Source organism: Herbidospora cretacea (assembly GCF_001570605.1).
Lineage (GTDB): Bacteria > Actinomycetota > Actinomycetes > Streptosporangiales > Streptosporangiaceae > Herbidospora > Herbidospora cretacea.
The window spans coordinates 511553-535575 of the sequence record NZ_BBXG01000002.1; the positions used below are offsets into that span (position 1 = coordinate 511553).

Sequence of the window (24023 nt, forward strand, 5' to 3'; positions counted from 1 at the left end):
CGGTCAGCGTCCCCGGCCGGCCGGCCTCGGCACCGGCAGGTTGGCCAGGATCTTCGACAGCACCAGGTCGGCGGTCACGTCGTCGGACAGGGCCTCGTACGACAGGACCAGCCGGTGGCGCATCACGTCGAGGGCCAGGTCGATGAGGTCCTCCGGCACGACGTACTCCCGCCCCCGGATGTAGGCCAGCGCGCGGCCCGCCAGGACCAGGCTGATCGACGATCGGGGGCTGGCGCCGTAGGTGACATAGCGGGCCAGGTCGCCCTGGCCGACGCGGGCGGGGTCGCGGCTGGCGTGGGCGAGCTGGACGGCGTACTTGATCAGGGACGGGTCGACGTAGACCTGGTCGGCCTCCTGCTGGAGCGCCGCCAGCGCCGGCGGTTCGAGGATCTTCTGGATGGCCGCCGTCGGCGCGAGGGACCGTTCGACGACCACGAACTCCTCGGTCACGCTCGGGTAGCCGACCAGGACCTTCATCATGAACCGGTCGACCTGGGCCTCGGGCAGCGGGTAGACGCCCTCGTTCTCGATCGGGTTCTGGGTGGCCATGACCAGGAACGGGTTCGGCACCCTGTGGGTCTCGCGGCCGATGGTGACCTGGCGTTCCTGCATCACCTCCAGCAGGGCGCTCTGCACCTTCGCCGGGGCGCGGTTGATCTCGTCCGCCAGCAGCAGGTTGGTGAACACCGGCCCGAGCTGGACCTGGAACTCGCCGGTCGGCTGGTGGTAGACGCGGGTGCCGACGATGTCGGCGGGCACCAGGTCGGGGGTGAACTGCACCCGCCGGAAGTCACCGCCCATCGCCTCGGCCAGCGACTTCACCGCCAGCGTCTTGGCCAGTCCCGGCACGCCCTCGACGAGGATGTGCCCCCGCGCCAGCAGCGCCACCAGCATGCGCTCCAGGAGGGCGTCCTGGCCGACGATGGTCTTCTTGACCTCGTACAGCAGCTTCTCGACGGGACCCGACGGTGCGTTCTCGGGGTCGTTCCAGCTCACGGGGGATCCTTCCTAGAGCGGCAGGGTCTCGCCCTCGCCCTCACCGCCGCCGCCCAGCGCGGCGCCGATGGGCATGGCGAAACCGATGCCGATGAACGTGCCGTCTTCGGTGGGGTTGGCGAGGGACACGACGATGCCGACGACCTGGCCCCGGTCGTTGACGAGCGGCCCGCCGGAGCTTCCCGGGTTGACCGACGCGTCGAACTGGATGTGACCCGCGGTGCCCGCGACCTCGCGGTTCAGCCCCGAGACGACGCCGCTGCTGGTGCTGAGGGTCAGGCCGAGCGGGTTGCCGATCGCGACGACGTCGTCGCCGACCTGCGTGCCGCCCCCGAGCGTGGCTGGGACGAGCGTGCCCGGCAGCTTCTCCGGTACGAGGGTGGCGATGTCCTTCTTGGGATCACTGCTGGCGACCTTGGCGGCGGTCCGGCTGCCGTCGGTGTAGGCGACCTCGATGGACGCGGCCTTCGCGACCACGTGGGCTGCGGTCAGGATGGTGCCGTCGGCGTTGGCGATGACGCCGGTGCCGACGGCCGAGGTGGTCATGCTGTCCTGGCTGGACTCGTCGCGCTTGGTCTCGATCCTGACCACCGAGGGGAGGAGCGTCTGGTAGACCTCGGCGGTGGTCAGCGGGGTGTCTGACGGCGATGGGGATGGACTCGGAGCGGCCGCTTCCGGTAAGTCGCCTCCTCGGAACAGGACCATTCCGGTGATCACCACGGCCCAGACCACGGCCGCCCCGACGAGCAACCATGCCTTCGGCCCTTTGGTCATGAGTCGACGGTACGTGCGCGGCCTGAAAATTGCCTTAAAGATGCCTCTTGATCCTTTTAGGGCATTCCCGCGCCGTCGGCGATGGCCCGCAGCGCGGCCAGATGACGGACGAACGCCTCGCGCCCTTCGGGGGTGAGCTTGAGCCAGGTCCGCGGTCTCTTTCCGGCGTAGCCCTTGATGACCTCGACGTAACCGGCCTTCTCCAGCGTGGTCACCTGCTTGGACAAGGTGGGATCGGTGATCTCGACGGCGTCGCGGACGAAGGCGAACTCGACCTGGTCGGCCGCCGCCAGCACGGCCACGATGGACATCCGCACCGGGGAGTGGATGACCTCATCGAGATCGTGACGGGGATGGTTCACTCGGCCCGGCTCTCCACGTAGGCGCCGACGAAGAAGGGCGCCGCCACGACAAGCGAACCGACGAGCGCGGGGACGGGGAGCCCGCGCAGCCCGGCCGCTGACAGGATCAGGACGTACGCGACGTGCAGGATCATGCCCGCTCCCAGGGAGATGGAGTAGCGCCGGACGTAGCCGCGCGGCCGGACGCTCTGCCGGTGGGCGTACCACCCCACCCAGATCGCGCAGACGGCGGTCCAGGAAACGGGGACGAACGTCCACGGGCCCGAGACGAACGCCACCGCGAAGTCGGTGGCGAAGACCGCGCACCCCAGCGCGACCAGCACCAGCACGGGCCACCTGCTCGCGGCCCGGACCGTCTCTCTGTGACCTTCGGCCGCCCTCAGGGCCGCGGCCGCCTCTTCTCGATCCATGCGTCGATGATGGCAATTACTTTCCAAGATGGCAAGTAGTTGCTCTAGCCGCATGTGGCGAGCATGTCCTGGAGAGCGGACTTCTCCCGCCAGGTCACCGACAGCCCGTAGTGGTGTTTGACGGCGATCCACTTGCGGGCGTACGCGCACCAGTACGCCCTGACCGGCGGCCGCCAGTTGGCCGGGCTGTGGCCGCCCTTGTCGAGGTTGACCGACTCGCTCACGGCGATGAGCTCGGGGCGGATCAGGTCGTGGGCGAAGGCGTGACGGCGGGCCGGGCTCCACCGCCACGCCCCCGAGATCCACGCGTTGGCCAGCGGGACCACGTGGTCGACGTCGATCTGGCCGGTGTCGGTCAGGGTGCGGCCGTCGTAGGGGCTGAACCAGAGGCCGTCACTGCTCCCGCAACCGCCGCCGGGGGACCGGTCGTCGCGCATCAGGACGATCTGGCGGGTGTCGCAGCCCCCGGTCCCGGGCCGCCGCCAGCCGGTCATGAACTTCGCGCGGTCGTAGCGGGCGAGGATCCGGGCGCTGGCCGGCTTCACCCGCAGCTCGGCCAGGGCCGAGAGGGTGGACGCCTCGGCCGGCGCGGGCAGGCTCGCCAGCGCGAGGAGAACCGTCAGGCAGGCCGCTCGCCGCCATGGGATCGTCATGACGCGAGCGATACCCGCTGATCACTCAGAGTAGTCAGCCGGGTCGGCGGGACATGCCGAGGACGGCCTCCGTCCCGCTAGTCGGGCACGCAGGAGAGCAGGTCGGCCGACGGGTGGCAGTCCCACCACAGCCACGGCGCGACCAGGACGACCACCGGCCCGCTCAGCACGGCCAGCGCCGAGGAGTAGACCAGCACCGACACCCACCACACCGCGTCGCGGCCCCGGGCCACCAGGCGGCCGACCCGCTCGACCACCCCGGCGTCGGCCGCCCCGAGCGCTCCGGCGGGTGACGGCTGGGCCATCGTCACCAGGGCGCGGGCCAGCGGGATCGGGTCGCGGGCGTGGTCGTCGGCGATCATCTCCAGCAGCACCGCCACGGCCTGCCGGGCGGTGCGGGCGAACGGCAGCCAGGCGAACGCCCGGCTCAGCGCGACGAACGGCAGCAGCACGAGGTCGTGGCGGCCCTTGGCGTGGGCGCGTTCGTGGTTCAGCACGGCCTGGAGCTCCGCCGCCGACAGCGAGTCGATGGCCCCCTGGCTGAGCACCACCCTGCCGCCCGCCCCCGGGACGCAGTAGGCGAGGCGGCGGGCGCTCGGGAGGACGTACACGTCGACGTCGGGCAGGTGCTCGGCCGCGACGTCGACCAGCAGGCGCTGCCTGCGGCGTTCGGCCATGGCCGCGAAGGACGCGCGGAGGGTGTGGGCGACCAGCCAGACCAGCACCCCGGCCGACCAGGCCAGCGCGGCGAACTCCGCCCAGCCCAGCCCGTGGAGGCCGTGGCCGGAGGCCAGCCCCCGGACGAAGGTGTGCATGCCGTGGGGGAACACCGCGTCGAGCGGGGCCACCGCCGCGACCAGCCCGGCGGTGATCGCGCCGAGCCCGGCCGACAGGGCGACGGCCTGCCACAGCGCCAGCGCGGCGCGCGGGTGGCGCCACGTCCATTCGGCTCTCGCCAGGCGGGCGGACAGGCTCATCGGCAGCAGGGCGACCAGGGCCGACAGTAACCAGGGGCTCATCGGGATTCCCTCGCGTCGAGCGCCTCGCGCAGGGCGGCGGCGACCTCGGGGGAGACCGTGCCGACGAAGCGCTGCACGGCCCCCTCGATGTCACCGGCGTCGTCGAGCGCGGCCCGCATCGCCTCGGCGACGACGGCGTCCTTGTCGACGGCGGCCCGGTAGAGGTGGGCCCGGCCGACCCGCTCGCGGGTGACCATGCCCTTGTTGCCCAGCCGCACCAGCACCGTGAGGACCGTGGTGGTCGCCGGCTGGGACGGCAGCTTCGCCGCCAGGTCGTGGGCGAAGATCCCGTCGGGATGCCGCCACAGGGCGTCCATGATCGAGCGCTCGAGGGTGCCCAGCCGTGCCATGCCTCCCAGATTAACGCCGGACGCGGTAGCGGAGGTGGGTCACGCCGGCGCCCTCGACCACCCGGACCGGCCCGTCGAACTGGACGGGCGCGGTGCCCAGCCCGGCGAACAGCGGGGTCCCGCCGCCGAGCAGCACCGGGACGAGTTCGACGCCGATCTCGTCGACCAGACCGGCTTCGAGGGCCTGCCGCGCCATCTGGCCGCCGTTGACCGCGACGTCCCTGTCCCCGGCGATCTCCTTGGCCTTGGCCACGGCCGCCTCGATGCCCTCGCTGACGAAGGCGAAGTTCGGCCGGTCCTCCGGGAGGCGGTGGGTCAGCACGACCGCCGGGACGCCCATCGGGTGCATGCCGCCCCAGGCGTTGGTCATGTCGTAGAGGTGGCGGCCGACGACCAGCGCGCCGATGCCGCCCCACTCCTCCTTGAGCAGCCCGGCGCTGGCCTCCGTCAGGCGCAGCGGCGGGACGTTCGGGCTCGCGCCCGGCACCTCGACGTCGCCGTTGCCGTACCACTGGAACAGCAGGTCGAAGCCGCTCTCGCCGGGGCCGGCGATGTAGCCGTCGAGGGACATGGTGGCGCCGGCGATGACCTTGCTCATGATGGTGTCTCCTTGGGTTTGTCGGTCCTCTGTCAGCGCGTCGTCCGGGTGACCGCGAATTCGACATCGGGTCTCCAAGAAATTTTTATCCGGGCATATCGCCCTCCGATCGCGGGTTTCCACAGGTGTGCGAGCGATGGGGGGATCGGGAGCATGTGTGGAATCACCGGCTGGGTGGATTACGAGCGCGACCTGACGGGGGCAAGGCCCAGGGAGATCGCGCAGGCCATGACCGACACGATGAGCTGCCGCGGGCCCGACGACGAAGGGCTCTGGCTCTCGCCGCACGCCGCGATCGGACACCGCAGGCTCGCCATCATCGACCTCGCCGGCGGACGGCAGCCGATGATCGCCGAGGACGCCGGGCGGGAGATCGCGGTCCTCACCTACAGCGGTGAGGTCTACAACTTCCAGGAGCTCCGCGACGAGCTGGTCTCCAAGGGGCACGCGTTCCGGACGTACAGCGACACCGAGGTTCTGCTCCACGCCTACCTGGAGTGGGGCGAGGACCTCGCCGACCACCTGAACGGGATGTTCGCGTTCGCCGTCTGGGACACCCGCACCGAGGAGCTCATCCTGGTCCGCGACCGGATGGGGATCAAGCCGCTCTACTACTACCCGACGCCGGGCGGGGTGCTGTTCGGGTCGGAGCCGAAGGCGATTTTGGCCAACCCGCTGGCCGACCGGGTGGTCGACGCCGACGGGCTGCGCGAGATGCTCTCGTTCGTCAAGACGCCGGAGAACGCGATCTTCAAGGGCATGTACGAGGTCCGCCCCGGCCAGATCGTCAAGATCAGGCGTGAGGGGATCACCAAGCGCCGCTACTGGCAGCTCAGCTCCTACGAGCATCCTGACGACGTCCCGACCACGGTCCTGAACGTGCGGGCGCTGCTCGACGACATCATCGCCCGCCAGCTCATCAGCGACGTGCCGCTGTGCACGCTGCTGTCGGGCGGGCTCGACTCCAGCGCCGTCACCGCCCTGGCCGCCAACGACCTCAAGGAGCAGGGCCTCGGCACGGTCCGGTCGTTCTCCGTCGACTTCGCCGGCTACACCAAGAACTTCAAGCCGGACGCCGCCCGCGCCACTCCCGACGGGCCCTACGCCCACGACCTGGTCCGGCACGTCGGGTCGGACCACACCGACATCGTGCTCGACTCGGCCGACCTGATGAACCCGGAGGTGCGCGCGGCGGTGCTGCGCGCCCGGGACCTGCCGGTCGGCATGGGCGACATGGACACCTCGCTCTACCTGCTGTTCCGCGCCATCCGCAGCCACTCGACCGTGGCCCTGTCGGGTGAGTCGGCCGACGAGGTGTTCGGCGGCTACCAGTGGTTCCACGACCCGAAGGCCGTCAACGCCGACACCTTCCCGTGGCTGGCCATGGGCGACGTCGTGGGCCAGATGAACCTCGGCCTGCTCGACCAGGACCTGCTGCGGCTGCTCGACATCCCCGGCTACCAGGCCGACAGCTACCACGCCTCGATGGCCGAGGTGCCGAGGATCCCCGGCGAGACCGGGCTCCAGGCGCGGATGCGGGAGATCAGCTACTTCAACCTGACCCGGTTCGTGCAGATGCTGCTCGACCGGAAGGACCGGATGAGCATGGCCGTCGGGCTGGAGGTCCGGGTGCCCTTCTGCGACCACCGCCTGGTCGAGTACGTCTTCAACGCGCCCTGGGCGATGAAGACCTTCGACGGCCGGGAGAAGAGCCTGCTCCGGGCCGCCTGCTCCGACGTCCTGCCCGACTCGATCCTGCGCCGGGTCAAGTCGCCCTACCCCTCGACCCAGGACCCCTCCTACGGGGTGGCGCTCCGGGACGCCGTCCGCGACCTGCTGCGCGCCGACTACCTGCCGAGCCAGGAGGTCATGGACCTGGTCGACGCCCGGAAGATGGTCGGCCGGACCGACGGCGAGCCCCTGCCGAGGGCGCCGCTGGAGCGGCTGCTCCAGCTCGACGCCTGGCTGAAGGACTACGACGTCAAGGTGAACGTCTGAACCGCCGCCGGGTCAGCACGATCAACGCGACGCCCTCGATCGAGGCGACCGCGCCCGCCAGGGCGAGGACCGCGAGGGCGTCGCCGTTCATTCCGGTGAAGGGCAGCTCCTCGGGCTTGGCTCCGCTGACTCCGGTATCGCGATCCGCCTCCGAATGGCCTTGAACGCCGGAATCACGCACCGCCTCCGAATTGCCCTGAACACCGGAATCGCGGTTGATGCCGGATTTATCTGACTCACCCTCGAAGTTCAGGCCGTCGACATTGCCGCGAATTCCGTCGACGCCGTCCTGGACATGATGGGTCACCGGCTTTCCGTGGTGCCCATCGGGTTCCTCGACCGGCGGATCCACCGGTTTCGGCGGGTCCACCGGGTCCACGGGGTCCACTGGGTCCACTGGGTCCACTGGGTCCACGGGTTCTCCCGGGGGCAGCACCCGGATCGAGACGCCCGTCGAGCCCGGATCCTCCGCCGCCAGCGCGGTTGCCGGCGTGGCGGCCGCGAACAACAGTCCCGCCAGTGCGGCGATGCTTTTTCTCATTTCTCCCCCGTATATCCCTGCACCCCGCCCATATACCCAATGGGGAGAACTATGGCGCATCGGGGGAATCTTTACGGAATATGACCCACATGGAAACCATGATGGGAGACTGGTAAACCACGGACGATCTTCAGCAGCCCTCTTGGCGGTCGATTGACTACTTTCTCGAATTGATCGCTATGGGGGGCATTGCGGATGGTCAATTCGGTTCGGGGTGGCACGGCGGCATTCCTCGTCGTGTTGTGTCTTTTCTTGACCCAAGGCACACCGGTTCGGGCGGCCGAGCCTGAGCCCTCCTTCTCCATGCAGGTCACGCCCACCCGGCTGGTCGTCCCGGCCGGGACCTCCGACCACCGGTTCGACGTGACGAACAAGGGCCGGGAGGCGTTCCAGGTCACCGTCGAGAAGTCCGACTTCGTCGCGGGCGAGTCGGGGGCGATGCGGTTCCAGCCCGGCGCTCCCTACGCGGCGGCGGCCTGGGCGACGGTGAGCCCGGCCCAGGTGACGGTGCCGCCGGGGGAGACCCGGCCGGTGACGCTGCGCGTGGCCGTGCCCGAGAGCCCCGAGCCCGGCGACCACCAGTTCGCGGTCATCTTCAAGGTCCCGGCGGCGAAGACCACGGCGAACATCCGGATCAACCGGGGGATCGCCGCGCCGGTGTTCGTCACCGTCCCCGGGGCGATCGACGCGTCGGCCGCTATCGCCGACCTCCAGGCGCCCGGGTTCGTGCTCGGCGGGCCGGTGCCGATCACCGCCCGGGTCCGCAGCACCGGCACCGTGCACCGGGACTTCCGGGGGCTGGACCGCCTCAAGATCCAGGCCGGTGGGTCGGAGCTGCTGTTCCCCGACTTCACCGTCGTGCGGGGGGCGACCCGCGAGGTGGCGGCCACCTGGGACCCGCCGTTCGTCTGCTTCTGCGACGTGACCGTGGCGGTGCCCGGCGGGAACACCCGGACGGTGCAGGTGGTGGTCTTCCCGCTGCACCTGGTGGTCGTCCTCGTCGCCCTCGTAATGGGCGGCGCGCTGATCTGGGTGGTCGCCCGGAACCGGTACCGGCGCAGGGTCGAGTCGGCCGCGCGTGAGCTGGCGGGAAGTGGGAGCCGTGTTTAAGCGGGTGCTCGCCGTCGCCCTCGTCGCGACGGCCGTCCACGTCCCGGTGTCGGTGTCGCACGCCGCCGGGTCGACGCTGTTCGTGCAGTCGTTCAAGAACAACACGATCGACCCGGCCTATCCGGTGACGATCCCGGCGCTGCCCTCGGGGTCGACCGGCAGCAACGTCGCCTGCCTGTCGGCCGCCGGGAACCTGACCGGGACCGGGCTGAAGAGCTGCCTCACCTCGACCGACGCCAACGGCTCGGGCACGCTGCGGCTGACCAGCGCGGTCACCGGTCTGCAGGGCGGGATCTTCGGCGCCACGTCGGTGCCGACCTCGCAGGGCATCGACGTGACGTTCAACATGTACCAGTACGGCGGCGGCGGGGCCGACGGCGTCGCGTTCGTCGCCGCGGCCGTCGACCCGGCCAACCCGCTGCCGCCCGCGACCATCGGGCGGCCCGGCGGTTCGCTGGGCTATTCGCCGTTCTCGTCCGGGGCGGGCCTGGCCAACGCCTACCTGGGGTTCGGGTTCGACGCGTACGGCAACTTCAGCAACTCCTCCTACCAGGGCACCGGCTGCCCGAACCAGCCCTACATCTCCACGACCGGGACCGTCCCCGGCCAGGTCGTGGTGCGCGGGCCCGGCGCGGGCACCGTCGGCTACTGCGCGATCAGCAGCACGGCCACCTCGACGAGCTCGGCCGCCCTGCGGCTGCGGGGCACCACCCGGGCGGCGTCGGTGGTCCCGGTCGCGGTCGCGATCAACCCGACGGCGAGCGCGCTGACCACCGCCGCCGGGCTGTCGGTCGCGGCGAACAGCTACGCGGTCCAGTTCACCCCGGTCGGCGGTTCGCCCCGCACGCTGACGGGCGCGCTGCCCACCGTGTCGTCGGGCCTCTATCCGTCGTCGACGTGGACGACCGCGGCGGGCATCCCCCGCCAGCTCGCGTTCGGCTGGGTCGCCTCGACGGGCGGCGTCACCGACTTCCACGAGATCGACAACGTCGTGGTCAACAGCCTCAACCCGGTGCCCGACCTGACCGTGACGCAGACCAGCTACAACGGCTCCGCACCCAAGCCGGGCGACCCGGTGACCTACACGGTCAGGCCGGTGGTGTCGGCGACGGGAGCCAACGAGACGCTGCCGATCTCGGTGACCGAGACGCTCCCGGCCGGGGTGGTGCCCGTGGGGGCGTTCGGCTCCGGCTGGGTCTGCGGGGCTCCGTCGGGCCAGAAGATCACCTGTACGAACTCCAACGCCCCCTTCGCCAGCGGCACGAACCTTCCCACGATCACCGTGGTCGGCATCGTCACCGGGAGTTCGGTGACGCCGTCGACCGTGCAGACCGGTTCGACCGTGACGGTCTCCTCCAACGACGGCAACCCGGGCATCGCGACGACCACCACGGCGGGCACGATCCCGGCGGCCCCGTCGGGCATCACGCTGTCGGCCACCAGCGGCACCATCGCGGGCGGCGGGAGCGTGACCGTCAGCGGGTCGAATCTGACCGGCGCGACCGCCATCGAGATCGGCACCACGGCCGAGCAGCAGGCCGGCACACCGGTCGTGCTGCTGCCGTGCTCCAGCGTGATTACCACGAACTGCTTCGTCGCCAACGCCAACGGCACGCTGACGATCCCGTCGATGCCGTCGCGTCCGTCGGCCGCCGCGGTGACCGTGACGGTGGTGACCCAGGGCGTCGCGGGAGCCGCCGCCTACACCTACACCTCCGCGCCCGGCACGCCCGCCGCGCCCACCGCGACGGCGGGCGCCACCAGCGCGACCGTGACCTGGGCGGCCCCGGCGCCGAACGGCAGCCCGATCACGGGCTACGTCGTCACGCCCTACCTGAACGGCGTCGCGCAGCCGCCGGTCTCCTATCCGTCGACCGCGACGACGCAGACGCTCACCGGGCTGACGGCCGGGGCCTCCTACACCTTCACCGTCGCGGCCGTGAACGCCATCGGGACCGGGACGGCGAGCCCGCAGTCGAACACGGTGGTGCCCTACACCGTGCCGGGGCGGCCGACGATCACCGCCGCGACGGCGGGAGACCTGTCGGCCACGCTGACCTGGTCTCCGCCCGCGTCCAACGGCGGCAGCGCGATCACCGGCTACGTCGTCACGCCCTATCTCAACGGGGTGGCGCAGACGCCGGTCTCCTACTCGTCCACCGCGACGACGCAGACGGTCACCGGGCTGACGGCGGGGGCGGCGTACACGTTCACGGTGACGGCGGTGAACGCGGCCGGCCCCGGCCTGCCGTCGACGCCGTCGGCGACCGTGACGCCGAACGCCAACCCGCAGCTCACCTTCGGGCCGCCGCCCGGCGGTCAGGTGAACGTGGCCTACAGCGTGCCGCTGACGATGACGGGCGGCACCGCGCCGATCACCTGGTCGATCAGCGCCGGGTCGCTGCCGCCGGGGGTGACGCTCAACCCGTCGACCGGCCTGCTGTCGGGCACCCCGACGACGGCGGGCACCTACAGCTTCACCGTCCGGATCGTCGACGCGAGCGGGCAGAGCGACACCCGGGCGGCGACGGTGACGATCGCGGCGGCACCCGTGCTGACCATCCCGCCGCCCCCGGCCGCGCAGGTGGCCGTGGCCTACAGCCTGCCGCTGTCGGTGTCGGGCGGCACCGCCCCCTACACCTACTCGCTCGCCTCCGGGGCGCTGCCGCCGGGGCTGACGCTGAACACCTCGACCGGCCTGATCTCGGGGACCCCGACCACGCAGGGCGCCTACGCCTTCACGGTCAAGGTCACCGACGCGAACGGGCAGAGCGACACCAGGTCGGCGACGATCAACGTCGGGGCCGGGCCGCTGGTCATCACCAAGACGGCCAACCAGTCGGCGGCGACGCCGGGGTCGGCCCTCTCGTACACGATCACCGTGGCCAACACCGGCCCGGCGGCGTTCACCGGGGTCACCCTGAGCGACGCGCTGGCCGACGTGCTCGACGACGCCACCTACAACGGCGACCTCGCCGCCTCGATCGGGAGCGCGTCGCTCGCCGGGCAGAACGTCACCTGGACCGGCAACCTGGCCGCCGGGGCGACCGCCACGATCACCTACTCGGTGACCGTGCGGACCGGCGGGAACGGCATCCTGACCGACACGGTCTCCTCGCCGACCTCGGGCACCAACTGCGCCCCGTCGAGCACCGACGGCCGCTGCCGGTCGACGGTCACGCTCCAGGCGCTCACCATCGGCAAGACCGCCGACACCGCCAACCCCACGCCGGGGGCGACCGTGACCTACACGGTCACGGTGACCAACACCGGGAAGACGGCGTACTCCCCGGCCACCTTCTCCGACGCGCTCGCTGGAGTGCTCGACGACGCGACGTACAACAACGACGCGGCGGCGACCTCGGGCACCGTGACCTACGGTGCGCCGACGTTGTCGTGGTCGGGCAACCTGTCCGCGGGCGCGTCGGCCACCATCACCTACTCGGTGACGGTCCGCGACCCCGACCCCGGCGACCGCTCGCTGACCAACACGGTGACCTCGGCCAGCCCGGGGAACAACTGCCCGTGCACGGTCAGCGTCACGACGCTGGTGCCTCGGCTCACCGTCACCACCGCCACCGACGTGTCGAGCACGACACCCACCGGGGTGGTGCGCTACACGGTGACCGCCACCAACACCGGGCAGACGACCTATCCGGCGGCCGACTTCACGCTGGCCCTGGCGGGCGAGGCCACCTACGACAACGACGCCACCGCCACCTCGGGCAACCTGACGCTGAACCCGAACGGGACGATCACCTGGACCGGCCCGCTCGCGCCCGGCCAGTCGGTGACCGCGACCGCCTCGGTCACCGTCAACAACCCCGCCACGGGCACTCTGACCAGCAACGTCACCTCGACGACGGCCGGCCTGAACTGCGTGTCGTGCACGACCTCCGTCCCCATCCTGCAACCCCGGCTCACCCTGACGAAGACCGCCGGTGCGCCGACCACCACACCCGGCGGCACGGTCACCTACACGATCACCGCCGCCAACACCGGCCAGACCCCCTATCAGGGGGCGACCTTCACCGACTCGCTGTCGGGCGTGCTCGCCGACGCCGTCTACAACGGCGACGCCTCGGCCACCTCCGGCACGGTCGCCTACAACGCGCCGGTGCTGTCGTGGACGGGCGACCTCGCGGTCGGGGGCTCGGTGACGGTGACGTACACGGTGACCGTGAAGAACCCCGACCCGGGCGACCGGCTCATGTACAACACGGTCGTGTCGCCGGTCCTGGGCAGCACCTGCCCGCAGGGCTCGTCGAACCCGAGCTGCACCGCCGTGGTGAACGTGCTGGTCCCGGGTCTGACGATCACACGGCAGGCCGATCGGGACAGCGCCGTCCAGGGCGAGGTGATCAACTACACGATCACCGCCCAGAACACCGGCCAGACGCCCTACACGGGCGCGAGCCTGACCGACCAGCTGGCCCAGCTCCTCGACGACGCGGTCTACAACGGCGACGCCGCCGCCACTTCGGGCACGGTGTCCTACACCGCGCCGAACCTGACCTGGACGGGGAACCTCGCCGTCGGAGCCACCGCGACGATCACCTATTCGGCGACGGTGCGGAACCCCGACCCCGGCGACGGGCTGATCACCGGCACGGTCGTCTCGACCGTCCCGGGGTCGACCTGCCCGACCGGCTGCCCGTCGACGGTCCGGCTGTCCCGGCTCGCCCTCAGCCAGGCCTTCACCGAGACGAGCACCACGCCCGGCTCGGTCATCCACCTGAGCGCGACGTTCGCCAACACCGGCCAGACGCCCTACACGGGCCTCACCGTCTCGGCCGCCAGCGCCGACGTGGTCGACGACGCCACTCCGAACGGCGACCAGGTCGCCACCTCGGGGAACCTCGTCCTGGGCCCGACCGGCATCAACTGGACGGGCGACATCCCCGTCGGCGGCACGGTGACCGTCACCGGCACGCTGACCGTGAAGAACCCCGACACCGGCAACAAGATCGTCCGAGGCACGCTCGTCGCCGACGCGCCGGGCAGCTCGTGCCCGACCGGAGGGACCGACCCGGCCTGCACCGCCCGGATCGACGTGCTGATCCCGGCCCTGACGATCACCACCACGCCCGACACCACCACGCAGGAGCCGGGAGGCGTCGTCCACTACACGACGACGATCACCAACAGCGGCCAGACGCCCTACACCGGGATCAGCGTGACCGACGACCTGACCGGCCTGCTCGACGACGCGGTCTACGGCGACGACGCCTCGGCCACCTCGGGCGCCGTCTCCTTCGCCACGCCGCAGCTGACCTGGACGGGGAACCTGCCCGTCGGGGCCACCGCCACCGTCACCTACAGCGTGACCGTCCGCGACCCCGATCCGGGCGACAAACAGCTCATCAACGGGGTCACCTCGGCCGCGCCGGGCAGCACGTGCGTCACGGCCTGCATGTCGCGGGTGGTCGTGCTGACCCCGGCGCTGACCGTGGACACCTCGGCCGACCGGCAGACCGCCGTCCCCGGCGACACCGTCACCTTCACCACGACGATCACCAACACCGGCCAGACGACCTACACGGGCACCACGGCGCTCACCGACCTGGCGGGCCTGCTCGACGACGCCGCGTACGGCGGCGACGCCGCGGCCACGTCGGGGTCGGTGGCCTACAACGCGCCCGCGCTCACCTGGACCGGGAACCTCGCCGTCGGCGCGAGCACGACGATCACCTTCACGGCCGTCGTGAACAACCCCGACCTGGGCGACAAGCGGCTGACCGCCGTCACCACCTCGGCCGCCAGGGGCGCCAACTGCGCGGCGGGGTCGGCCGACACCCCGTGCGCGGTCACCGTGGTGGTCACCGACGCCACCGATCTCACCTTCACCAAGACGGCCGACCCGTCGTCGGTGGTGCGGGGCGGGGTCGTGACGTACACGATCACCGTGGCCAACTCCGCCGCCACGCCCTATGTGGGGGCGACTTTCACCGACCCGCTTGCGGGGGTGCTGGACGACGCCTCGTACAACAACGACCTGGCCGCGACGTCGGGCAGCGCCGCGTTCACCTCGCCGAACGTGACCTGGACCGGGAACGTCCCCGCCGGGGGCACCGTGACGGTCACCTACTCGGTGACGGTGGATCCGGCGGGCGGCTCCGGCGACGACCTGCTGACCGGCACGCTCACCTCGCCCTCGCCCGGGGGCAACTGCCCGGCCGGGGGCACTGATCCGCGCTGCTCGGCCACGGTCACCGTGTCGGAGCTGGAGATCTCCGTGTCGTCCAGCGCCACCAGCGTCAAGCCGGGGCAGACGGTGCAGCTCACCGCCGTGTTCACCAACACCGGGCAGACGCCCTACCACGGGATCCGCGTGGCGATCCCGGCCGGCGACCTCGTCGACGACGCCATCCCGACCGGCGAGACGACGCTCACCTCGGGAACGCTGTCGGTCGAGGGCCTCGACCTCGTCTGGACGGGTGACATCCCCGTCGGCGGCAGCGTCACGGTGGCCTCGCCGTTCACCGCCAACGATCCGCCGACCGGGAACCGGCGGATCGCGAGCCGCCTGGTGTCGGCCGCGCCGGGGTCGAACTGCCCGGCGGGCGGCGCCGACCCGGCGTGCGCGCTGGACGTGCCCGTGCTGGTGCCGCAGCTCACCATCGCCAAGACGGCCGACCGCGCGACGGCCGAGCCGGGCGACGTGGTGGCGTACACGATCACGATCGCCAACACCGGCGAGACGCCCTACACGGGCGTCGTCGTCACCGACCCGCTGGCCGGCGCGCTCGACGACGCCGTGTACGGCGCGGACGCCGCCGCCACGACCGGATCGGTGGCCTTCGCCGACTCGGCGCTGACCTGGACCGGAGACCTGGCGGTCGGGGCGTCGGCGACGGTGACCTACACGATGACCGTGCGGTCGCCCGACCCGGGCGACAAGATCATGGCCAACACGGTGACGTCGGACGCCGAAGGGGTGTCGTGCGGGGCGTGCACCAGCAACGTCCAGATCCTCACCCCGGCGCTGACCATCGTGAAGTCGGCGAGCCCGACCTCGACGGTCCCGGGCGGGACGGTGACCTACACGGTCACCGTCACCAACTCCGGGCAGACCACCTACCCCGCCGCGAGCTTCACCGACGACCTGGCGGGGGTGCTCGACGACGCCGTCTACAACAGTGACGGCGACGCCACGAGGGGGACCGTCGGCTTCTCGGCCGGGGAACTCGCCTGGACGGGCGCGCTGGCCCCCGGCCAGTCGGCGACGATCACCTACTCGGTCACCGTCCGGGACCCCGACCCGGGTGACCGGATGCTGTCGAGCCGGATCACCTCCCCGACGACCGGGAGCAACTGCGGAACCGATCCGCGCTGCGAAACCGACGTGCCGGTCGCGGTCTTCACCGTCGTCACCGCCACCGACCGGACGGTCGCGATGCCGGGAGACGTCGTCCGCTACACCGTGACCGCCACCAACACCGGCCGGACCACCTTCTCGCCCGCCGACTTCACGCTGTCGCTGGCCGGCGCGCTGGCCAACGCCCAGTACAACAACGACGCCATGGTCAGCAGCGGCACCCTGACCTTCAACCTCGACGGCTCGGTCACCTGGAACGGCGCGCTGGCCCCGGGCGAGTCGGTTACCGCGACCGCCTCGATCACGGTGGTGGACCCGGGCGGCGACGGAGGCACGCTCACCAGCGAGCTCACCTCGACGACCCCGGGCCTCGACTGCCAGGCCTGCACGACCACCGTCACCGTCCTCATCCCGGAGCTGACCCTGACCACGGTCGCCGACCGGCAGACCGCGACACCGGGCGACGTCGTGACCTACACGATCACCGCCGCGAACACCGGAGAGGCGCCCTACCAGGGCGCGACCTGGAGCACGTCCCTGATCGGCCTGCTCGGCGACGCCGACTACAACGGCGACGCCTCCGCGACCTCGGGAGTGGTGTCCTACGCGGAGCCGACGCTGTCGTGGACGGGCGACCTGCCCATCGGCGCGGTCGCCACGGTCACCTTCTCGGTGCGGATCAAGGACCCCGATCCCGGCGACGGCCGGCTGGTCCAGCAGGTCGTGTCGACGACACAGGGCGCGACCTGTCCGGGCGGCCCGTCGTGCTCGACGACCGTGCGGGTGCTGACGCCCCGGCTCGCGATCACCAAACAGGCCGACGCGGCGAGCGTCGTGGCCGGGGGCATCGTCACCTACACCGTGACGGTGGCCAACACCGGGCAGACGCCGTACGTGGGCGCGACCTACACCGACCCGATCGGCACGGCGATCTACGGCGGCGACGCCTGGGCGTCCTCCGGCTTCGTGTCGCCGGTCGACAACGAGCTGATCTGGACGGGAGACCTGGCCGAGGGCGCGACCGCGACCGTCACCTACTCGGTGCGGGTCGCGCCGGCCGCCGGGAACGGCACCCTGGACACGACGATCACGTCACCCACCAGGGGCTCCAACTGCGCGGCGGGCTCGGCCGACCCACGCTGCTCGACGACCATCACCGTGATCGCCCAGAGCATCGCCGTGGCAGACCTGACCAGGAGCTTCACCTTGACCGGCCCGCCCGACACCACCCAGCGCGGCGACGGCATCGTGACGATGAACGTCATCACCAACAGCCCGACCGGCTACACGGTGACGGTGCGGTCGTCGGCGTCCGCGCTGACCTCACCGGTGACCGGGGCGTCGATCCCGATCTCCGCGCTGAAGGTCCGGTCGCCCGAGACGTCGGGCTTCGAGCCGCTGTCGGCCACGACGCCGATCGTGGTGCACCGGCAGACGGGGCCGTCGGCACAAATTGGAGATTCACTCTCGAACGATTATGAGGTGGATATTCCATTTGTCCCGACCGGCAATTATTCGGTGACCCTCGACTACATTGCCAGCACATCGTGAGTTTAACTACGGGAAAACGCGGTGATCATGGCTTCGAGGTTAATCGAAAGGGATGGCACAAATGCCTGACATGAAAATGGCGTATGCGGCTCTCGGCTGCCTGGCGAGCGTGCTGAGCACCGTGTCGCCCGCCGCCGCCGACACGGCCACCGGCAACACCGAGGCGATCGTCGTGGTCACCGACGAGATCACGCTCACCGAGCTGACCCCGTCGTTCACGCTGACCGGTGTGCCGGGCGCGGTGGTGACCACCGCGTCTCCGGTGACCATGCGCGTGACCACGAACAACTTCGCCGGTTACACCGTGACGGTGCAGCCGACGACGCCCAACCTGCTGCCGTCGATCGCCGGCAGCACCGACGTCATCCCGGCTTCGCTGCTCCAGGTCAGCGGCCCGGCCCAGGCGGGCACCTTCACCCCGCTGAACCCGGGGACGCCCGTCGTGGTCGACACCAAGGCGTCGGCCTCGGCGCCCACGGGAGACATCATCGCGAACAACTACCGCATCACCATTCCGTTCGTCCGCCCCGACACCTACACGGGCACGCTGAATTACATCGCCACCACGCTCTAATGCCGGAAGAATGGCCGGCGGAATATCCGTCCGCCGGCCTCTGGGGGGACCATGGCGTTTTGGGGAAAAGCCGCGGGAATTATCGCCGTACTGCTGGTCGCGGCGCCGGCCGCGCACGCGAAACCGAAAGCCCAGCTGACCATCGCGGTCGAGGGCGGCGGTGACGCGGTCAGGCAGGGGCAGCGGCTCACGTACACGACGACGGTGGTCAACACCGGCGCCGGCGACGCCAGGTCCCTCGACATCAGCCAGACGATCGACCCCGGCCTGACGCTGGTCTCGTCGTCGCCGCCGGGCAAGGCGGCCGACGGCCGGGTGCGCTGGACCCACCCGTTGCGAGCGGGCGAGACCGTGACGTTCAGCGTGACCATGGACGTGAAGCGGCTGAACCCGGGCCTGAAGCGCCTGGCCGTGGTCTCCTGCGCGGCCCGCGCGGGTGAGGCGCGGCCGCTGGTCTGCGCGACCGACTCGGCCCCTGTGGCCGCTCCCGCGCCGGTGGCCATGAAGACCCAGGGGTCGTCGGTGCCGCTGGCCATGGGGGCCGCCGCCGCCCTCCTGGCGGTGCTGACGGTGCTGGTCTGGCGTCGCCGGAAGAGCACCCCTAAGCGCTGAGCGACGTCAGATAACCCTTCAGCACCCGCTTGAGCTCGGCGATCTCGGCCGGGCGCTCCTCCTCCGGCGACGCCGCCACGAGCGGCGTCATGGCCTGGAAGATCCGCACGAGAACCCGGGCGCTCCTCGCCCGATCGGCCGGTTCCTGGCCCGGCACCCGGGCCAGCAGGATCGCCTCGACCTGGCCGAGCATCGCGGCCTGGATCGGCTGCGACGACCCGGCGAGCGCCGACGGCATGTCGGGCCGGGCGAACAGCGCCTTGAACCCCGGATTGGCGAGGTTGAACGCCACCAGCGGGTCGACCACCCGGTCGAGCAGCTCGTCGAGGTCCATCCCGGCGACCTCGGCGCCGGTGAAGGCGGCGGCGTGGGCCGCGCGCATGTCGGCGACGAAGCGGTCGGCCAGCGCGCGGGCCACCGCCTCCTTGCCCGGGAAGAACTGGTAGAGCGACCCCGGCGAGATCCCGGCCCGCGCGGCGATGGCGTTAGTGGACGCCTTCTCGTAACCCAGCTCGGCGAAGGCGTCGGCCGCCGCGTCGAGGATCTCGGCCATCCGCCGTTCGCCGCGCGCCTGTCTGCGTCGCTCCATCACGATCTCCCTTGAAAATGCGAGCGACCGCTCGTATTGTTCAAACGCGAGCGATTGCTCGCAAAACCTTACCAAGGGGATCGATGCGTCGTGCGCGGAGCCAGGTGGGTGCTCGTGCTGGGGGTCCTGATCACGCTCGCCGCCGGGGCCGTCGCCGCCGGAACGCTCGGCGCCCTCTCGCTCAACCGCTTCGAGGCCCCCGGCTCGGAGTCGATGCGGGCCAAGGCCCTGCTCGCCGACCGGTTCGGCACCGGCAGCCCCAACCTGGCCCTCCTCGTCACGGCCAAGCAGGGCACCGTCGACGACCCGGCCGTCGCGGAGGCCGGCCGGGAACTCACCCGGGAACTCACCGGCTGGGCGGGTGACGCCTGGTCCTACTGGACGCGCGGCTCGGCCACCCTGCGCAGCGAGGACGCCCGGCAGGCGCTCGTGCTCGCCTGGATCCCGGGCGACGCCCACACGGTCAGGCGGACCGTCCTGCCGGCGCTCACCCCCGAGTTCACCCGCGACGGCCCGCTGGTCAGGGTGGAGGTAGGCGGCGGCGACGAGGTGTTCCGGCAGGTCATGGAGCAGGCCAGGGCCGACTTCCTGCGGGCCGAGATCGTCGTGCTGCCGCTGGTGCTGGGCCTGCTCTGGCTGGTCTACCGGCGGTTCGCCGCCGCCCTCGTGACGCTCGGCGTCGGCGTCGCCGCCGTGGCGGGCGCGCTGGCGCTGATCCGCGCGGTCACCCTGTTCACCGACGTGTCCACGTTCGCCGCCAACCTCGCCCTCGTGATGGGCGTCGGCCTCGGCGTCGACTACGGCCTGTTCGTCGTGTTCCGCTTCCGCGAGGAGCTGGCGCGTGGTCTCCCCGTCTCCGATGCGGTCGGCCGGACCGTCGCCACCGCCGGGCGGACCGTCCTGTTCAGCGGCGTCACCGTGGCCGCCGCGCTCGCGGTCCTGCTGGTCTTCCCGTTCCCCTTCCTCCAGTCGTTCGGGTACGCCGGCCTCGCGGTCGTCCTCGCCGCCGTGCCCAGCGCGACGGTCCTGCTGCCCGCCGCGCTCCGGGTGCTGGGCCACCGCGTGGCCGGGAGGAGCCCCGCCCGGGAACGCGTCTTCTGGCGTGAGGTGGCCGCCCGGGTCATGCGGCGGCCGTGGTCGCTGGGCGGGGCCGCGCTCGCCGTGGTCCTGCTGCTCGGCTCGCCCTTCCTCGGCATCAGGTTCGGCGTTCCCGACGACCGCGTCCTGCCTGAATCGGCCCCCGCCCGGCAGTTGTACGACCAGGTCAGAGCGGGCTTCCCGGTGGAGGAGGCGGACGCGGTCCAGGTCGTCGCGGAGCAGGGCGCTCCCTCGGCCGGCTACGCGGCCACGCTCTCCCGGATCGACGGCGTCGTCCGCGTCGACTCGGCGGCCGGGTCGTTCGCCGACGGCCGGCCGGTCGAGGCCCCTGACGCGACCCGGTTCGCCGCGGGCGGCGGCACCTGGCTGTCGGTCGTGGCGTCCACCGGGCGGCTCGACCTGGTCGCCGACATCCGTGCCGCACCGGCCCCCTTCGAGGTCGTCGTCGGCGGTTATCCCGCCGAGCTCGCCGACTACCGCGACGGCGTGATCGGCAGGCTGCCGCTGGTCGCCGGGCTGATCGTGCTGATCACCTGTGTGGTCCTGTTCGCGATGACCGGCAGCGTCGTCGCGCCGCTGAAGGCGTCGGCGCTCAACCTGCTCAGCCTGTCGGTCATGTTCGGCGCGCTGGTCTTCCTGTTCCAGGACCGCACGGGCACGATCGAGCCGAGCATCCCCATCCTGATGTTCTGCGTCGCCTACGCCCTGTCCATGGACTACGAGGTCTTCCTGCTGTCCCGGATCAAGGAGGAGCACGACCGCACCGGGGACGTCGTGACCTCCGTACAGGAGGGGATCGCGCGGAGCGCGCCGCTGGTCACCGCGGCGGCCGCGATCCTGGCCGCCTCCTTCGCCGTGTACGCCACCTCCGGCGTCGTCTTCCTCCAGATGCTCGGCGTGGGGATGGCCCTGGCGGTCGTGGTCGACGCGACGATCATCAGGGGAGTGCTGCTGCCCGCCGCGATGGCCCTCGCGGGCGAGGCAAACTGGTGGGCGCCCCGACTACTGAGGAGACGCCCCTGACCCGCATCGGCATCTTCCTGGTCGGCGCGCAGTTCCCCGGCCAGACCTCGGGCGAGGTCCTGCGGAACACCGTCGAGACCGTCGTCGCCGCCGAGCGGGCGGGCTTCGACGACGCCTGGCTCGCCGAACACCACTTCATGTCCTACGGCGTCATCCCCTCGGCCGTCACCCTGGCCGGGGTGGCGCTGGGCCGCACCACCCGCATCCACGTCGGCACGGCGGTGAGCGTCCTGTCCACCCGCCACCCGGTGGCCCTCGCCGAGGAGGCCGCGATCCTGCACCACGCGTCGGGCGGCCGGTTCGAGCTCGGCGTGGGACGCGGCGGCCCCTGGGTCGACCTTGAGGTCTTCGGCACCGGTCTCCCCCGCTTCGAACGCGGCTTCGCCGAGTCCCTCGACCTGCTCTGCGCGGCCCTGACCCGGGACCGGCTGTCGGCGGAGGGCGAGTTCTTCCGCTTCCGCGAGGTCCCGATGACGCCCGGCCCGCCGGGCCTGCGCCCGGTCGTCGCCTGCACCTCCCCGGAGACCGCCGACCTGGCCACCGCCCGGGGCCTGCCGATGCTGCTGGGCCTGCACATCGGCGACGAGGAGAAGGCCGCGATGCTCACCGGCCGCCCCTCGGACGGCCACATCGGCGCGGCGGTCGGCTACGTGGCCGACACGACCGCCCAGGCCGTCGCCGACCTCAAGCGCGCCATGCCGCAGTGGCTCCGCCCGGGTCTGGCCGGTTACGTCCCCGTCGACGACCGCCCCCGCCCCGCGAGAGACGTCGACGCCTACGTCGACCTGCTCTGTCGCATTCACCCGGTCGGCTCGCCGGACCACTGCGCGCGCGTGCTGCGCGAGACCGTGCGGAAGACCGGCCTGAAGCGGCTGATCCTGCTGGTCGAGGGCTCGGGCGACCACCGCGGGACGCTGGAGAACGTCGCCCGGCTGGGCCGCGAGGTCCTGCCCCTGGTCAGGGACGCCGGCGGCATCGGGCCAGGTGACAGGGCGTAAATGATCTGCTGAACTCCTGGCGATTACCTATAAAACTTGTAGGTAAAGTTCTCTATTCTGGGGTCATGACTCCCGTCGTCGTGGTCGTCGGCGGCGGCGCCAGCGGAACCCTGGCCGCCGTCCACCTCCTGCACACCGCACGAACCCGCCGTCTCCCCCTGCACGTCGTGCTGATCGACCGGTACGCCCGCCACGGCCTCGGCCAGGCCTACTCGACCACCGATCCCGAACACCTCCTCAACGCCCCGGCGGCGAAGATGAGCGCCCTCGACCACGATCCCGCCGACTTCGTCCGCTGGGCCAGGGTCACCGGCTGCGAGTTCCTGCCCAGACGGACCTACGGCCACTATCTGCGGGACGTCCTGGAGCGTGCCCAGGACGACGAACGAACCGTCCAGAAGGTGACGGGCAACGTCGCGGCGGTGTCCCGGCGGCCCGCCCAGGTGCGGCTGGCCGACGGCCGTGCCTTCGACGCCGACGCGATCGTGCTGGCCACCGGCAACGCCGCGCCCGGTCTGAGGCTGCCCGAGAAGCGATGTACCAACGACCCGTGGGCGGCGGGCGCGCTCAACGAGGTCGGCAGAGGCGACGTGCTGGTCGTCGGGACCGGGCTGACCATGGTCGACATGGCCGTCACGCTCACCCGCACGCCCGGCCGCACGGTCTACGCGGTGTCGCGCCATGGGCTGCTGCCGCGCGTACACGCGGACGATCCCGTCAGTCCCCGCCAGGTCACGCTCCCCGAAGGGCCGCTGACGCTGCGGGTGCTCTTCCGGGCCGTGCGCGAGGCGGCCTCGGACGGTGACTGGCGCGGCGTGGTCGACGGGCTGCGCCCCAGAGTGCCGGAGCTGTGGTCCCGGCTGCCGCTCCGGGAGCAGCGGCGGTTCCTGGCGCTGGCGGCGCGCCACTGGGAGATCCACCGCCACCGGATCCCGCCGGCCACCGCCGCGAAGATCGAGAGGCTGGAGGCCACCGGGCGGCTGAAGGTGCTGAGCGGCTGTGTGGACGCCGTCACGCCCGGCCCCGAGGGCGTGCTGGTCCACCTCAAGGACCGCGACCTCCCCGTCTCGTGGGTGGTCAACGCGACCGGCCCGGCCTCGGTCTGCGCCCGCGACCCGCTGCTGGTCCGGCTGATGGGCGACGGTCTGGTGCGGGCCGACCGGCTCGGGCTCGGGGTCGAGGCCGACGAGCGCGGCCGCGTCGTCGACGCCACCGGCCGCGCCGACGACCGGCTCGTCACCCTCGGCCCGGTCCTGAGAGGCAGCCGGTACGAGACCACGGCCATCCCCGAGATCCGAGGTCAGGCCGCGGTTCTCGCCCCTCACGTCATCGACGAGATCAGCGGCCGGCTCGTGAGGTGAGCGGCGGCGGCGTCTCCTGGACAAAATGTGACCCAGATCACTTCAGCGAATCAGGCGTTCACTGCGTCTTAATACTGGGGAAATCGCA

18 protein-coding genes are annotated in these 24023 nt (G+C 71.5%); 8 read left to right on the forward strand and 10 right to left on the reverse strand.

What is annotated here, in order from left to right; translation table 11 throughout:
- Positions 1–3: 3 nt before the first annotated feature.
- From AW270_RS04975 to AW270_RS05010, 8 genes are all read right to left on the reverse strand, one after another.
- Positions 4–996 (reverse strand): AAA family ATPase, encoded by a 993-nt coding sequence (locus AW270_RS04975; RefSeq protein WP_061291059.1) that lies wholly within the window; start codon positions 994–996, stop codon positions 4–6.
- A 12-nt stretch (positions 997–1008) separates the two neighbouring features.
- A complete protein-coding gene (locus AW270_RS04980) occupies positions 1009–1770 on the reverse strand; it encodes a S1C family serine protease (RefSeq protein ID WP_061291061.1) in 762 nt (253 codons plus the stop codon).
- A 56-nt stretch (positions 1771–1826) separates the two neighbouring features.
- A complete protein-coding gene (locus AW270_RS04985) occupies positions 1827–2132 on the reverse strand; it encodes a winged helix-turn-helix domain-containing protein (RefSeq protein ID WP_061291063.1) in 306 nt (101 codons plus the stop codon).
- Positions 2129–2542 (reverse strand): hypothetical protein, encoded by a 414-nt coding sequence (locus AW270_RS04990; protein WP_061291064.1) that lies wholly within the window; start codon positions 2540–2542, stop codon positions 2129–2131. The genes AW270_RS04985 and AW270_RS04990 overlap by 4 nt, the downstream gene beginning before the upstream one ends.
- A 44-nt stretch (positions 2543–2586) precedes the next feature.
- Positions 2587–3195, reverse strand: a complete 609-nt coding sequence (locus AW270_RS04995) for an HNH endonuclease family protein (RefSeq protein WP_061291065.1) — start codon at positions 3193–3195, stop codon at positions 2587–2589.
- A 77-nt stretch (positions 3196–3272) separates the two neighbouring features.
- Positions 3273–4214, reverse strand: coding sequence for a M56 family metallopeptidase (locus AW270_RS05000; protein WP_061291067.1), 942 nt, complete (start codon positions 4212–4214; stop codon positions 3273–3275).
- Positions 4211–4564 (reverse strand): BlaI/MecI/CopY family transcriptional regulator, encoded by a 354-nt coding sequence (locus AW270_RS05005; protein WP_061291069.1) that lies wholly within the window; start codon positions 4562–4564, stop codon positions 4211–4213. The genes AW270_RS05000 and AW270_RS05005 overlap by 4 nt, the downstream gene beginning before the upstream one ends.
- Before the next feature lie 10 nt (positions 4565–4574).
- Complete coding sequence (locus AW270_RS05010; protein WP_061291071.1) at positions 4575–5162, reverse strand: dihydrofolate reductase family protein; 588 nt, start codon at positions 5160–5162, stop codon at positions 4575–4577.
- 153 nt (positions 5163–5315) lie between these two features.
- Here AW270_RS05010 and asnB point away from each other — a divergent pair, with 153 nt between their 5' ends.
- Positions 5316–7160, forward strand: a complete 1845-nt coding sequence (asnB, locus tag AW270_RS05015; RefSeq protein ID WP_061291073.1) for an asparagine synthase (glutamine-hydrolyzing) — start codon at positions 5316–5318, stop codon at positions 7158–7160.
- On the opposite strand, the gene AW270_RS37505 is transcribed toward asnB, so the two are convergent.
- Positions 7144–7701 carry a hypothetical protein gene (locus AW270_RS37505; RefSeq protein ID WP_157521700.1) on the reverse strand — a complete coding sequence of 186 codons (558 nt, stop codon included), beginning with the start codon at positions 7699–7701 and terminating at the stop codon, positions 7144–7146. The two genes, asnB and AW270_RS37505, sit on opposite strands and share 17 nt — an antisense overlap.
- 303 nt (positions 7702–8004) lie before the next feature.
- Here AW270_RS37505 and AW270_RS05020 point away from each other — a divergent pair, with 303 nt between their 5' ends.
- From AW270_RS05020 to AW270_RS05035, 4 genes are all read left to right on the forward strand, one after another.
- Positions 8005–8811: a fimbrial biogenesis chaperone gene (locus tag AW270_RS05020; protein WP_061291074.1), complete on the forward strand. Its 807-nt coding sequence runs from the start codon at positions 8005–8007 to the stop codon at positions 8809–8811.
- The gene (locus AW270_RS05025) at positions 8804–17680 is read left to right on the forward strand and encodes a DUF7927 domain-containing protein (protein ID WP_157521701.1); all 8877 of its coding nucleotides are present in this window, start codon (positions 8804–8806) and stop codon (positions 17678–17680) included. The genes AW270_RS05020 and AW270_RS05025 overlap by 8 nt, the downstream gene beginning before the upstream one ends.
- A gap of 61 nt (positions 17681–17741) precedes the next feature.
- Positions 17742–18254, forward strand: a complete 513-nt coding sequence (locus AW270_RS05030; protein ID WP_218009089.1) for a hypothetical protein — start codon at positions 17742–17744, stop codon at positions 18252–18254.
- A 51-nt stretch (positions 18255–18305) separates the two neighbouring features.
- Positions 18306–18866, forward strand: a complete 561-nt coding sequence (locus AW270_RS05035) for a DUF11 domain-containing protein (protein ID WP_061291078.1) — start codon at positions 18306–18308, stop codon at positions 18864–18866.
- On the opposite strand, the gene AW270_RS05040 is transcribed toward AW270_RS05035, so the two are convergent.
- On the reverse strand, positions 18856–19455 hold the full coding sequence (locus AW270_RS05040) for a TetR/AcrR family transcriptional regulator (protein WP_061291079.1): 600 nt from the start codon (positions 19453–19455) through the stop codon (positions 18856–18858). The two genes, AW270_RS05035 and AW270_RS05040, sit on opposite strands and share 11 nt — an antisense overlap.
- A 90-nt stretch (positions 19456–19545) precedes the next feature.
- Here AW270_RS05040 and AW270_RS05045 point away from each other — a divergent pair, with 90 nt between their 5' ends.
- The 3 genes from AW270_RS05045 to AW270_RS05055 all read left to right on the forward strand — a co-directional run bounded on the left by AW270_RS05045 (position 19546) and on the right by AW270_RS05055 (position 23935).
- Positions 19546–21576: an MMPL family transporter gene (locus tag AW270_RS05045; RefSeq protein ID WP_082801303.1), complete on the forward strand. Its 2031-nt coding sequence runs from the start codon at positions 19546–19548 to the stop codon at positions 21574–21576.
- Entirely contained in the window at positions 21543–22574 is a 1032-nt protein-coding gene (locus AW270_RS05050; RefSeq protein WP_245674569.1) for an LLM class flavin-dependent oxidoreductase, read from the forward strand. The genes AW270_RS05045 and AW270_RS05050 overlap by 34 nt, the downstream gene beginning before the upstream one ends.
- Before the next feature lie 65 nt (positions 22575–22639).
- A complete protein-coding gene (locus AW270_RS05055; RefSeq protein ID WP_061291082.1) occupies positions 22640–23935 on the forward strand; it encodes an FAD/NAD(P)-binding protein in 1296 nt (431 codons plus the stop codon).
- The last annotated feature ends 88 nt before the right edge of the window (positions 23936–24023 follow it).